Below are 12,902 nucleotides of genomic sequence, written 5' to 3'. Positions count from 1 at the left end.
CTTCTACGACGACGAGGGCCGGGTCCGATACGTGGACCCGGCCCTCTTGTGTCGCGCTGTACGTCAGATGACCTGCGCCGAGTTGCTCGGAGAGCTCACGGTGCTGCTCTGCGGGGCACTGGCGGAACTGCTGGTCTCCACCGGGGTGGTGGAGGCGGGGCCGCTGGCCGAGTTGGAGTTGGTCGGGGTCGTGGTGGTCGGGGTGGGCGAGGGACTGGCCGTCGGCGAGCCCGACGGTCCGGTTGGCGTCGTTGACGGGGAACCGGAGTTGGTCGGCCTGCCGGTGGGCGAGGTCGACGGCTTCGTCGTCGAAGGCTTGGGCGTCGTCGGCTTCGGTGAACTCGGCGTGCCGCTCCCCGGACGCTGCGTCCCACTCGGCCTGTCCGAAGGCTCCGCCGTCCCCGTAGGCGTCGGATCGTCCGAAGTCCCGTACGTCCCGTCAGGCCCCGGGTCGGTCGGACGGGACGTGGCCGTACCCGTGTCGCCCTTGCCGTCGTCGTTCTTCGGGACGTCCGCGCCGAGGTTGCCGTCGTCGATGCCGACGCTGGCCGACGGGTTGACGCCCACCTCGTTGGACGGGGAGTTCGGGTCGTTGTCGGAGGTGGCGCCCAGGGTCACGACCGTGCCGAGGACCGCGACCAGCAGCGCACCCGCGCCGGCCGCGACGAGGTTGCGCTTGGCGAGGCCCTTGAGTCCGCCCCGGGCCTTGCGAGAGGGCGCGGGCCTGGAAGGTGAACGGTGGACGACGATCGTCTGCGAGTCGGCCGGCGGCTGGAGCGGCGGGAAGGCCGCGGGGACTCCCCCGGGCGGTGAGGCGGACTCGTCGTACCGGGCGTCGGGTATCTCCTCGCCCGCCATCGCGCCGAGGCCGGCCAGGCCGGGCGCGCTGCCGTCCCGGTCGGAGACCAGGGCGAGGGCGCGGCGGCCCGCGACGGTGCCGCGCTTGTCTGCGAGGGCGCCGCGCAGGCCGATGGAGGCCTCCAGTTCGGCGCGGGCCCGGTCGAGCTGTCCGCCGCAGAGCGCGAGGATGCCGAGCTCGTGGTGGAAGTAGGCCTGTTCGGACACCTCGCCGGCCAGCCGGGACGCCTCGGAACCGGCCCGCAGCGAACGCTCCCAGGCCCCCCAGTGACCGCCGGCGGCGAACGCGGGCGCCGCGGTGCGGGCCAGCTGCACGGTGGTGACCTCCTCGCCCTCGAGGGGCGCGGTGGTGGCCGGGACCAGGACGGCGAGGGCGGCGAGCAGGGCGTCGGCCTCGGCGCACACCCGCTCGGGGGTGACCGAGGGGTGTCCGGCCCACCAGCCGTAGTGCTGGGCGGCGGTGAGGGCGGGGGTCTCGATGTCGTCGCCGTATCCGGCGGCTTCCAGCTGGGCGAGGACGCCGGCGGCGAGCCGGTAGCGGGAGCCGACCGGGGAGACCAGACCGCAGTCCGCGAGCTCGCCGAGTGCGGCGTCCGCGTGGGTGTCGCCGACCAGTGCGGGCAGGTGCGCCTGGTGGGGCACCTCGCCGCCGAGCGCGACGGCGAACCGCAGGGTGGCGCGCGCGGACTCGCTCAGCCGGGACGCGAGCAGCGGGGCCGGTGCCGCGGCCTCGCCGAGCGCGGGCAGGGGTATCTCCTCGCCCTCGTCGGGGGTGAGCGGGGCGTCGACCGGGGCCGCGTCCGCGAAGACGCCGAACTCGTCGACGGCGTTCGCCCCGGCCCGCAGCCGGTCGCGCTGCCTGAGCAGAGCACCGGCCTGGACGAAGCGCAGGGGCAGACCCTCGGACTCGAACCAGAGGTCGCCCGCCCAGTTCGACTCCTCTTCCGTCAGCACCCGGCCCACGGAACGCTCCAGGAGCTCCAGGCCGTCGGCGCGCTCCAGACCGCTGAGGAAGATCTCCTCGACGGCGGAGTCGGCCGAGGGGGCGGGCACGTCGGGCGTCGCGCCGATGACGAAGGCGCACTCGGGGGTGGCGTCCAGCAGTTCGTCGAGGGCCGCGCCGCCGAACTCGATGTCGTCGAGGACGACGACCGCGCCGACCTCCCGGACGCAGGAAAGCAACTCGTCCCGGTCGGGGCGGTGCAGGGGCGCGTTGAAGACGGCGTAGAAGAGGTCGTACAGCAGTTCGCTCGCCGTACGGTTGAAGCCGGTGAGGCGGACCACCCCGTCGGGGGCGAGGTCCGCGCAGTCCTCGGCGACGAGGTCGAGGAGGCTGGTGCGGCCGGAGCCGGCGGGGCCGGTCAGGCGTACCGAGCGGCCGCGGGCGAGCAGCCGCACGAGCCGTTCGCGCTCGTCCTGGCGGGCCAGGAGCGAGAGCGCGGTGCGGGTCGGTCCGGGCGGGACGGGCGGGCGGGCCGCCCGGTCCACCTCGGCGCGTTCGGCGGCGCTGTATCTCTCGGGCCGTCCGGGCCGCTCACCGGGCGGGCAGGCCTCTATCTCGCTGCCGTCGACGGGGTTGACGGTGAGCAGGAAGTCACCGGCGACGAGTTGCACGGTGCGGGCGAGCGCGGGCGAGTGCTGGCCGAAATCCGGCGTGAGGGAGTCCCTGGGAGGCCGCTGACGCGGCGAGCCACCGTCGTCGTCATGGCCGTACTCCTCGGGTCCCCGGTTGTTCGGGTCCATAGGTTCAAGCCCCCCAAAAGCGTCTCGTGTGCCGTCAGTGGCCCCTCCCGGCCTGCAGCACACTGCGCTGTCGCTTCTGGTCCGGGCCCGCTGGAAGGGATACAGACAGCAGGCGACCGAACCCTAAACCTTCGCACAGTATCTACGACAGCCCGGGGTCCCGCGCCGCCCGAGACGTCACAGTCTCGTGAGGATTGCGCGCGGGATACGTTTCGCCTGGTTGGCCGGGGTCACACGCGGGGCAGTGACTCCACCCCGATGCCGCCCTCGATCGCCAGGATCCGGTGCAGCCGGGTGGCGACCAGGAGGCGCTGCATCTGCGGCGGTACGTCGCGCAGCACCAGCCGGCGACCGCAGCGGCCGGCTCGGCGGTGTGCTCCCATGATCACCCCGAGCCCGGTGGCGTCCCAGGAATCCAGCTCGGACAGGTCGAGCACCAGGTCGCCGACTCCGTCGTCGACGGCCGAGTGCAGGACCGTACGGGCGTCCGCCGCGCTGCGGACGTCGAGGCGGCCCCCGACGACCAGCTCGGCGTGGTCGCCCCTGATGTACATATGCGCTCCCCGTGAGTGCGTGTAGTACTCCACGAATCTGATGTCCAGTGATGACACCTCTGACTGCGTTGGGCGGTCTGAGGTTGCCGTCTGTAAGCGAACCGATACCGAATTCACCCTCGGGTGTGAAACCTGAGGGGCTTGTGCGGTTTCAGTGCTTGTAGAAGCCCTGCCCGCTCTTGCGTCCGATGTCACCGGCGTCCACCATCCGGCGCATCAGCTCCGGCGGGGCGAACTTCTCGTCCTGGGACTCGGTGTAGATGTTGCTGGTGGCGTGCAGCAGGATGTCGACGCCGGTCAGGTCCGCCGTGGCGAGCGGTCCCATGGCGTGGCCGAAGCCCAGCTTGCAGGCGAGGTCGATGTCCTCGGCGGTCGCGACGCCCGACTCGTAGAGCTTGGTCGCCTCGACGACGAGGGCGGAGATGAGACGGGTGGTCACGAACCCCGCCACGTCCCTGTTCACGACGATGCACGTCTTGCCGACCGACTCGGCGAACTCCCGTGCGGTGGCGAGGGTTTCGTCGCTCGTCTTGTAGCCGCGGACCAGCTCGACGAGCTGCATCATCGGCACCGGCGAGAAGAAGTGCACGCCGACGACGCGCTCCGGGCGCTCGGTGGCCGCCGCGATCTTGGTGATCGGGATCGCGGAGGTGTTGGAGGCGAGCACGGCGTCCGCGCGGACGATCTTGTCGAGCGTGCGGAAGATCTCGTGCTTGACCTCGAGCTTCTCGAAGACGGCCTCGACGACGATGTCGGCGTCGGCGGCCGCGTCCAGGTCGGTGGTCGCGGTGATCCGGGCGAGCGCGGCGTCGGCGTCGTGCGCCTCCAGCCTGCCCTTGCTCACGAACTTGTCGTACGAAGCCTTGATGCCGTCGGTGCCGCGGGTCAGCGCCTCGTCGGTGACGTCCCTGAGGACCACGTCCCAGCCCGCCTGGGCGGAGACCTGGGCGATACCGGAACCCATCAAGCCGGCGCCGATGACGGCAAGCTTCCGTGCCACTGTTGCGACTCCCCTTTAAACGCCTTACACCCTGTTTACGTTGCCTCTTCGGCGGACCCTAGCGCTCGTGAGGAGCTGTGTGACCGGTTAGTAATGCGCGTCACGTCTCATCTGACGGACATCACACCGGTAGCTGTCACGAGTGGTCTCGTACGGCGTAGTTGAGCACCTTATCGCTCAACAGCTCCTCCTACTCGTCGAGAAGTACCAGCACCTCTCGTGATACTTCGTCCGGATTGCGCCCGGGGGTCGATCTGACCGGCGATCAGGCCTTCTTCCGGCTCGCCTCGACGGCCGGAGCGTACTTACGCTGGCCTCATGGTCAATCTGACGCGCATCTACACCAGGACCGGCGACCAGGGCACCACCGCCCTCGGCGACATGAGCAGGGTCGCCAAGACCGATCTGCGGATCTCCGCGTACGCGGACACCAACGAGGCGAACGCGGTGATCGGCACGGCGATCGCCCTGGGCGCTCTCGAGGAGGAGGTCGTCAAGGTCCTCACCCGTGTGCAGAACGACCTGTTCGATGTCGGAGCCGATCTGTCGACGCCCGTCGTCGAGAACCCCGAGTTCCCACCCCTGCGGGTCGAGCAGTTCTACGTCGACAAGCTGGAGGCGGACTGCGACCGCTTCAACGAGCGGCTGGAGAAGCTCCGCTCCTTCATCCTCCCGGGCGGCACCCCGGGGGCGGCCCTGCTCCACCAGGCCTGCACGGTCGTACGGCGCGCCGAGCGCTCGACGTGGGCGGCGCTGGAGGTCCACGGCGAGGTGATGAACCCCCTCACGGCGACCTACCTGAACCGCCTGTCGGACCTGCTCTTCATTCTGGCCCGTACGGCCAACAAGGATGTCGGGGACGTGCTCTGGGTGCCGGGTGGGGAGCGTTAGGGCCTTCGCTTGGGGAACAGTGTGTAGCTGCCGGCGATGACCACGTTGATGCCGATCAGCCACAGCATGCGTTGCTGCCAGGCGCGCAGCGAGTCGCTCTGCCCGTCGCCGACGTACCAGACCGCGGCCTGGAGCAGAACCACGGCGACCACCGCGGCGAGGATCCAGCGGCCCGCGACCTTCCACTCGTGGACGGCGCGGGCCATGCCGTACCTCGGCGGCTTCACCGGCGGCGGGCCGCCCGCGAACCGGTGGGCGACCCTGGTGTCCGCCCACTTGATCGTGGAGTGACCGAGGCCCACGGTGAAACCGATGTAGACGGCGGCCAGGCCGTGCTTCCAGTCGGGCTCGGCACCGTTCTTCAGATCGACCGCGGTGACGGTGAACAGCACGAGTTCCAGCAACGGCTCGCACAGCAGCAGGGCCAGCCCGACGCGCGGCATCCGCAGCCCGTAACGGAAGGTCAGCCCGGCTGCCAGCAGCACCCAGAAGGCCACCTCGCACGCGACGATCAGTCCGACGATCACGACCGCTCCCTTCGTCTCCCCTCCAGGCTCTCGGCGCGCGCTGCCCCTTTCGTCGTCGCCGGTGACGAAACCGCCGTACATCGAAAGATGCAGTCCAGGACCGTTCCCGGGCATCAGGCGCGGCGCGCGGACACCGTGTTGGATGGAGTCATGGCCCTCCCCCGCCCGCACCGCTTCGACGTGTACATCGCGGCCGGCGGGCTGCTCGGCGGCCTGCTGCTGGTGGGTATCGGCCTGAGCACCCGGCCCGCCGACGACCCGATCACCCTCTTCGACGGCCCCTGGCCGGTCCTCGTGCCGCTCACCGTGCTGGCCGGCTGCGAGCTGCTGCGCCGGACGGCGCCCCGCACGGCCCTGCTGACCGGCACCCTCGCGATCTGCGCCGACGTCATGACCCAGGGCAGTCTCGCCACCCTCCTGATGTTCACCGATGTCGTCTACGCGGCCGTGCTCTACGGTCCGCTCGCCTCGGCCCGCCGCATCCAGTGGATCACCGGCCTGCTGACCGTGGCCGGGACGCTGGTGCCGTTCGCGGTGTGGCGGGTGCCGGAGGCGCTGCTGATCGGTGTGGTCGTGGGGGTCGTGGCGTACGCGCCGGCCGCGACCGGGTGGATCGTGCGCAACCACCGTGACGCCGCCGAGGCCGCCCGGCTGCGCGCCGAACAGACCGCGCTGCTCGCCGAGATGGACCGCACGCAGGCCGTCACGGCCGAACGTGCGCGGATGGCAAGGGAGTTGCACGACATGGTCGCCAACCACCTGTCGGCGATCGCCATCCACTCCACGGCCGCGCTGTCCATCGACGACCCCGCGACCTCGCGGGAGGCGCTCTCGGTGATCCGGGAGAACAGCGTCGACGGGCTCGCCGAGATGCGCCGGCTGATCGGCATCCTGCGCGACGGCGACCACGAGCCCGCCGCCGTCCCGACCCTCGACGGCCTCACCGCCCTCGTCGACGGCGCCCGCGCCAACGGTCTGGACGTCACCCTGGACGCCTGCCACCACGGCGCCGTGCCCGCTCCCGTCGAACTCGCCGCCTACCGCATCGTCCAGGAGTCGCTGACCAACGCCCTCAAACACGCGTGTCCGGGCCGGGTCACGGTGAGCCTCGCACAGCGGGACGGTGCGCTGACCGTCGCGGTGAGCAGTCCGTACGGCGACCGGGACGGACCCCGCGCCCCCGGCTCCGGCGCCGGGCTGGTCGGGATGCGGGAGCGGGCCGCGCTGCTCGGCGGCACGTTCGACGCCGGTCCCGACGGGCCGCACTGGACCGTACGCGCCACCCTGCCCCTGCGTGAAGGAGTCCCCGAATGATCCGCGTCCTCGTCGCCGAGGACCAGTCCGCCGTCCGCGCCGGGCTGGTCCTCATTCTGCGCAGCGCCCCCGGCATCGAGGTCGTCGGCGAGGCGGCGGACGGTGAGCAGGCGGTGGCGCTGGCCCGTGAGCTGCGGCCGGACCTGGTGCTGATGGACGTTCAGATGCCGCGCCTGGACGGGGTGGCGGCGACCCGGCAGGTCGTCGCGGAAGGGCTCGCGGACGTCCTGGTGCTGACCACCTTCGATCTCGACGAGTACGTGTTCGGGGCCCTGCGGGCCGGGGCCGCCGGTTTCCTGCTGAAGAACACGGAGGCCAAGGACCTCATCACCGCCGTGCGCACGGTGGCGCGGGGGGAGGGAATCGTCGCCCCTGCCGTCACCCGGCGTCTGATCGCCGAGTTCGCCGCCAGGCCGGTCCGCGGGACGAACACCGACCCGGCCGTCCTGGACACCCTCACCCGCCGGGAACGCGAGGTGCTCTCCTGTCTCGGGGAGGGCCTGTCCAACGCCGACATCGCCGGCCGTCTCGACATGGCGGAGGCCACGGTGAAGACGCACGTCAGCCGTCTGCTGGGGAAGCTGGAGCTGCGCAGCCGGGTACAAGCGGCCGTACTGGCACAGGAGTTGGGCGTCTAGTTGCGCCGTGAACCAGAGTGGTCCAGACCTATTGACCTGTGGTCCAGACCTTTCTATTCTCGCGGCACCGTGGGTGTGAAGGCTCAGTCACGCCCCCAACTCCCCTAGGAGGCGCACGATGCGCTTCAGACACAGAGCCGCGGCAGGACTCGCGACACTGTTGCTCCCCATCGCCGGCCTGGTCGGCCTCGCGAGCCCCGCCCAGGCCGCGACCTCCGCCACGGCGACCTATGCCAAGACCCAGGACTGGGGCACCGGCTTCGAAGGCAAGTGGACGGTGAAGAACACCGGTACCGCCAGCCTCAGTTCCTGGACCGTCGAGTGGGACTTCCCCTCCGGCACCTCCGTCACCTCCGCCTGGGACGCCGACGTCACCTCCTCCGGCACCCACTGGACCGCCAAGAACAAGTCCTGGAACGGCACCCTCGCCCCGGGCGCCTCCGTCTCCTTCGGCTTCAACGGCACCGGCGCGGGCTCCCCGGCCAACTGCAAGCTGAACGGCGGCAGTTGTGACGGCGGCTCCACTCCGGGGGACGCGGCACCGTCCGCCCCCGGCACCCCCACCGCCTCCGGCATCACCAACACCTCGGTGAAGCTGGCCTGGAGCGCCGCCACCGACGACAAGGGCATCAAGAACTACGACGTGCTGCGCGACGGTGCCAAGGTGGCGACCGTGACGACGACCTCGTACACGGACACCGGTCTGACCGCCGGCACCGACTACTCGTACACCGTGCAGGCCCGTGACACCGCCGACCAGACCGGACCGGCCAGCGGCGCGGTCGCGGTGCACACCACCGGCGGCACCACCGACCCACCGCCCACCGGCTCCAAGGTCAAGCTCGGGTACTTCACCGAGTGGGGCGTCTACGGCCGCAACTACCACGTCAAGAACCTCGTGACCTCGGGCTCCGCCTCGAAGATCACGCACATCAACTACGCCTTCGGCAACGTCAAGGACGGCAAGTGCGTCGTCGACGACACCTACGCGGCCTACGACAAGGCGTACACCGCCGACCAGTCCGTCAGCGGCGTCGCCGACACCTGGGACCAGCCGCTGCGCGGCAACTTCAACCAACTGCGTGAGCTCAAGGCCAAGTACCCGCACATCAAGGTGCTGTACTCCTTCGGCGGCTGGACCTACTCCGGCGGCTTCGCGCAGGCCGCGGCAAACCCCGCCGCCTTCGCCGCCTCCTGCAAGTCGGTCATCGAGGACCCGCGCTGGGCGGATGTCTTCGACGGCATCGACATCGACTGGGAGTACCCGAACGCCTGCGGTCTGACCTGCGACACCAGCGGGGCCGCCGCCTTCAAGAACCTGATGGGGGCGCTGCGTTCGGAGTTCGGCCCCAGCTACCTGGTCACCGCGGCCATCACGGCCGACGGCTCCTCCGGCGGCAAGATCGACGCGGCCGACTACGGCGGCGCCTCCCAGTACGTCGACTGGTACAACGTGATGACCTACGACTACTTCGGTGCCTTCAACGCGCAGGGCCCGACCGCCCCGCACTCGCCACTGACGTCGTACGCCGGCATCCCGCAGGCGGGCTTCAACTCGGCCGACGCGATCGCCAAGCTGAAGTCGAAGGGCGTGGCCTCGAACAAGCTGCTGCTCGGCATCGGCTTCTACGGCCGCGGCTGGACCGGCGTCACCCAGGCCGCCCCCGGCGGCTCGGCGACCGGCGCGGCACCCGGCACCTACGAGGCGGGCATCGAGGACTACAAGGTCCTCAAGACGTCCTGCCCCACCACCGGCACCGTCGCGGGCACGGCATACGCCTACTGCGGCAACAACTGGTGGTCCTACGACACTCCCGCCACGATCGCCGGCAAGATGACCTGGGCCAAGAACCAGGGTCTGGGCGGCGCGTTCTTCTGGGAGTTCAGCGGCGACACCGGTAACGGAGAGCTGGTGAGCGCCATCAACAGCGGGCTGCAATAAGCCTGTCAGGCCACATTGACGCGCTGACCGGGCGGGGCTGCCTCCAGCCACGCGAGAAACCCGGTCAGCGCGTCTTCACTCATCGCCAGTTCGAGACGCGTGCCCCGGTGCAGACAGGTCAGGACGATGTGGTCGGAGAGCAGCGCCAGCTCCTCCTCGCCCTCGGGCAGGCGGCGGCCGGCGACCTCGATCGCGGCGCGCTCCAGCACCCGGCGCGGGCGATAGGCGTAGGAGAAGACGCGGTACCACTCGACACGGTCGCCGTTGTAGCGGGCGACGCCGTAGCTCCAGCCCTTGCCGCTGGTGTCGGTCTTCTCCGGCACGTCCCAGCGCAGGGAACAGTCGAAGGTGCCGCCGGAGCGCTGGATGAGTCTGCGCCGCAGACCGAAGACGAACAGCCCCAGCACCACCAGGGCCACGACGATTCCGCACACAGTCAGAGCGAGGACCATCGACACCGACCTCCTCGTCTCCTAGGTACCTTCAATAGGTAACGGAACGGAAAAAACATCCAGATCTGCCTCAGCCGCGACCGGCTCCGGATCACTCCGGTGCCAGCCGCGGCTGAGGAACGTCATACGGCTCCGCGCTGGTTCAGCGCGACGTCGCCGCGCGCAGTCGTACGTCCGCGCGACGCTCGGCGGCGGCGTCGCCCTCCGCCTTCGCGCGCTCCAGCTCCCGCTCCGCGCGCTGGACGTCGATCTCGTCCGACAGCTCGGCGATCTCGGCCAGCAGCGACAGCTTGTTGTCCGCGAACGAGATGAAACCGCCGTGCACTGCGGCGACGACCGTCCCGCCGTCACTCGTACGGATGGTCACCGGGCCCGACTCCAGCACACCGAGCAGCGGCTGGTGACCGGGCATGACGCCGATGTCGCCGGACGTGGTGCGCGCGACGACCAGGGTGGCCTCGCCGGACCAGACCTCTCGGTCGGCCGCGACCAGCGCGACGTGCAGCTCAGCAGCCAAGGTGGCTCCTCGGGTCACCACCCGGCGGGTGTGCCGGGTGTTGGTTACAAGTCTAGTAGGCATGGGAGAGGGGGCGGGACGTGCCCCGCCCCCTCAGACGAACACGGGGGTCAGGAGACGCCGAGCTCCTTGGCGTTGGCCTTGAGGTCCTCGATGCCACCGCACAGGAAGAACGCCTGCTCCGGGAAGTGGTCGTAGTCGCCGTCGATGATCGCGTTGAACGCGGTGATCGACTCGTCCAGCGGCACGTCCGAGCCGTCCACGCCGGTGAACTGCTTGGCGACGTGTGTGTTCTGGGACAGGAAGCGCTCCACGCGGCGGGCACGCTGGACGACCAGCTTGTCCTCCTCGCCGAGCTCGTCGATGCCGAGGATGGCGATGATGTCCTGGAGGTCCTTGTACTTCTGCAGGACCCCCTTGACACGCATGGCCGTGTTGTAGTGGTCCGCCGAGATGTAGCGCGGGTCCAGGATCCGGGACGTGGAGTCCAGCGGGTCCACGGCCGGGTAGATGCCCTTCTCGGAGATCGGACGGGAGAGAACCGTCGTCGCGTCGAGGTGGGCGAACGTGGTGGCCGGGGCCGGGTCGGTCAGGTCGTCCGCGGGGACGTAGATCGCCTGCATCGAGGTGATCGAGTGACCACGGGTCGAGGTGATGCGCTCCTGGAGGAGACCCATCTCGTCGGCCAGGTTCGGCTGGTAGCCCACCGCGGAGGGCATCCGGCCGAGCAGGGTCGAGACCTCGGAACCGGCCTGCGTGAAGCGGAAGATGTTGTCGATGAAGAACAGCACGTCCTGCTTCTGCACATCGCGGAAGTACTCCGCCATGGTCAGACCGGCGAGGGCCACGCGCAGACGGGTGCCCGGGGGCTCGTCCATCTGACCGAAGACCAGCGCGGTCTTGTCGATGACGCCCGACTCCGCCATCTCCTCGATGAGGTCGTTGCCCTCACGGGTGCGCTCACCGACACCGGCGAACACGGAGACACCGTCGTGGTTGTTGGCGACGCGGTAGATCATCTCCTGGATGAGCACCGTCTTGCCGACGCCGGCACCGCCGAACAGGCCGATCTTTCCACCCTTGACGTACGGGGTGAGAAGGTCGATGACCTTGACGCCGGTCTCGAACATCTCGGTCTTCGACTCGAGCTCGTCGAAGTTCGGGGCCTTGCGGTGGATGGACCAGCGCTCGCCCTCGTACTTCTCGTCGGTGTTCAGCACCTCACCGAGGGTGTTGAACACCTTGCCCTTGGTGAAGTCGCCGACCGGGACGGTGATGCCCGTGCCGGTGTCGGTGACGGTGGCCTGGCGGACCAGACCGTCGGTGGGCTGCATCGAGATGGTGCGGACCAGGCCGTCACCCAGGTGCTGGGCGACCTCCAGGGTCAGCGTCTTCTTCGCACCGGCCTCGGCCGGGTCGGAGATCTCGACGTGAAGGGCGTTGTAGATCTCCGGCATGGCGTCGACGGGGAATTCCACGTCGACGACCGGGCCGATGACCCGGGCGACGCGGCCCGTGGCAACGGCCGTCTCAACTGTCGTCGTCATTACCTGTCACTCCCCGCGGACGCGTCGGCCAGGGCTGCGGAGCCACCGACGATCTCGCTGATTTCCTGGGTGATTTCGGCCTGGCGGGCCGCGTTGGCAAGTCGGGAGAGGCTGGTGATCAGGTCTCCCGCGTTGTCGGTGGCCGACTTCATCGCGCGCCGCGTGGCGGCGTGCTTGGAGGCGGCCGACTGGAGCAGCGCGTTGTAGATACGGCTCTCGACGTAGCGCGGCAGAAGGGCGTCGAGGACGTCCTCCGCCGAGGGCTCGAAGTCGTACAACGGGAGGATCTCGCCCTGGGGGGCGGCCTCCTTCGCCACGTCTTCGAGGCTGAGCGGGAGCAGGCGGTCGTCGAGCGCCGTCTGCGTCATCATCGAGACGAACTCGGTGAAGACGATGTGGAGCTCGTCCACGCCGCCCTCGGCCGTGTCCTTCTCGATGGCCTCGATCAGCGGTGCCGCGACCTTCTTGGCGTCCGCGTACGTGGGCTGGTCGGTGAAGCCGCCCCACGACTCCGTGATCTTGCGCTCACGGAAGTTGTAGTGCGCGACACCACGGCGGCCGACGATGTAGATCTCGACCTCCTTGCCCTCACGCTCCAGCCGCTCGGTGAGCTTCTCGGCCGTCTTGATGGCGTTGGAGTTGAAGGCACCGGCAAGACCACGGTCGCTCGTCAGGAGCAGCACCGCGGACCGCACGACCGTCTCGGCCTGCGTGGTCAGCGGGTGCTTCGTGTTCGAGCCGGTACCAACCGCCGTGACCGCACGCGTCAGTTCCTGCGCGTACGGCGTGGAGGCCGCCACCTTGCGCTGCGCCTTGACGACGCGCGAGGCGGCGATCATCTCCATCGCCTTGGTGATCTTCTTGGTCGCGGTGACGGATCGGATGCGACGCTTGTAGACCCGGAGCTGGGCTCCCATGA

The 12,902-nt window shown here is 69.8% G+C and carries 12 protein-coding genes; 4 read left to right on the top strand and 8 right to left on the bottom strand.

Annotation, left to right across the window (positions count from 1 at the left end):
- Positions 1-63 precede the first annotated feature (63 nt).
- From ACIBJB_RS43270 to ACIBJB_RS43260, 3 genes are all read right to left on the bottom strand, one after another.
- On the bottom strand, positions 64-2,601 hold the full coding sequence (locus tag ACIBJB_RS43270; protein ID WP_398939622.1) for an ATP-binding protein: 2,538 nt from the start codon (positions 2,599-2,601) through the stop codon (positions 64-66).
- 230 nt (positions 2,602-2,831) lie between these two features.
- The gene (locus tag ACIBJB_RS43265; protein WP_031040714.1) at positions 2,832-3,155 is read right to left on the bottom strand and encodes an STAS domain-containing protein; all 324 of its coding nucleotides are present in this window, start codon (positions 3,153-3,155) and stop codon (positions 2,832-2,834) included.
- Positions 3,156-3,306: 151 nt separating this feature from the next.
- Positions 3,307-4,155 (bottom strand): 3-hydroxyacyl-CoA dehydrogenase family protein, encoded by an 849-nt coding sequence (locus ACIBJB_RS43260; RefSeq protein ID WP_398939620.1) that lies wholly within the window; start codon positions 4,153-4,155, stop codon positions 3,307-3,309.
- Positions 4,156-4,473: 318 nt separating this feature from the next.
- Here ACIBJB_RS43260 and ACIBJB_RS43255 point away from each other — a divergent pair, with 318 nt between their 5' ends.
- Positions 4,474-5,046, top strand: a complete 573-nt coding sequence (locus tag ACIBJB_RS43255) for a cob(I)yrinic acid a,c-diamide adenosyltransferase (protein ID WP_398939618.1) — start codon at positions 4,474-4,476, stop codon at positions 5,044-5,046.
- On the opposite strand, the gene ACIBJB_RS43250 is transcribed toward ACIBJB_RS43255, so the two are convergent.
- Positions 5,043-5,573, bottom strand: coding sequence for a hypothetical protein (locus ACIBJB_RS43250; RefSeq protein ID WP_398939616.1), 531 nt, complete (start codon positions 5,571-5,573; stop codon positions 5,043-5,045). The genes ACIBJB_RS43255 and ACIBJB_RS43250 overlap by 4 nt on opposite strands.
- Positions 5,574-5,723: 150 nt before the next feature.
- On the opposite strand from ACIBJB_RS43250, the gene ACIBJB_RS43245 reads away from it, so the two are divergent.
- The 3 genes from ACIBJB_RS43245 to ACIBJB_RS43235 all read left to right on the top strand — a co-directional run bounded on the left by ACIBJB_RS43245 (position 5,724) and on the right by ACIBJB_RS43235 (position 9,467).
- Positions 5,724-6,887 (top strand): sensor histidine kinase, encoded by a 1,164-nt coding sequence (locus tag ACIBJB_RS43245; protein WP_398939614.1) that lies wholly within the window; start codon positions 5,724-5,726, stop codon positions 6,885-6,887.
- Positions 6,884-7,525, top strand: a complete 642-nt coding sequence (locus ACIBJB_RS43240; RefSeq protein WP_398939611.1) for a response regulator — start codon at positions 6,884-6,886, stop codon at positions 7,523-7,525. Before ACIBJB_RS43245 ends, ACIBJB_RS43240 begins: the two co-directional genes overlap by 4 nt.
- Positions 7,526-7,643: 118 nt before the next feature.
- Positions 7,644-9,467 carry a glycosyl hydrolase family 18 protein gene (locus ACIBJB_RS43235; protein WP_398939610.1) on the top strand — a complete coding sequence of 608 codons (1,824 nt, stop codon included), beginning with the start codon at positions 7,644-7,646 and terminating at the stop codon, positions 9,465-9,467.
- 5 nt (positions 9,468-9,472) lie between these two features.
- Here the strand turns inward: ACIBJB_RS43235 and ACIBJB_RS43230 are convergent, their stop codons facing one another.
- The 4 genes from ACIBJB_RS43230 to ACIBJB_RS43215 form a co-directional block, all read right to left on the bottom strand.
- Positions 9,473-9,919, bottom strand: coding sequence for a DUF2550 domain-containing protein (locus ACIBJB_RS43230; RefSeq protein ID WP_057612075.1), 447 nt, complete (start codon positions 9,917-9,919; stop codon positions 9,473-9,475).
- Between the two features lie 142 nt (positions 9,920-10,061).
- Positions 10,062-10,436, bottom strand: coding sequence for a F0F1 ATP synthase subunit epsilon (locus ACIBJB_RS43225; protein ID WP_037721615.1), 375 nt, complete (start codon positions 10,434-10,436; stop codon positions 10,062-10,064).
- Positions 10,437-10,546: 110 nt separating this feature from the next.
- Positions 10,547-11,983, bottom strand: a complete 1,437-nt coding sequence (gene atpD / locus ACIBJB_RS43220; RefSeq protein WP_398939607.1) for a F0F1 ATP synthase subunit beta — start codon at positions 11,981-11,983, stop codon at positions 10,547-10,549.
- Positions 11,983-12,900, bottom strand: a complete 918-nt coding sequence (locus tag ACIBJB_RS43215; RefSeq protein ID WP_392778471.1) for a F0F1 ATP synthase subunit gamma — start codon at positions 12,898-12,900, stop codon at positions 11,983-11,985. The genes atpD and ACIBJB_RS43215 overlap by 1 nt, the downstream gene beginning before the upstream one ends.
- Between the last annotated feature and the right edge of the window lie 2 nt (positions 12,901-12,902).

This window comes from Streptomyces sp. NPDC050759 (genome assembly GCF_044456945.1).
Classification (GTDB): Bacteria; Actinomycetota; Actinomycetes; order Streptomycetales; family Streptomycetaceae; genus Streptomyces.
The sequence above is the reverse complement of the archived record's forward strand: the minus strand, read 5'-3'. Positions and strand labels throughout refer to the sequence as shown.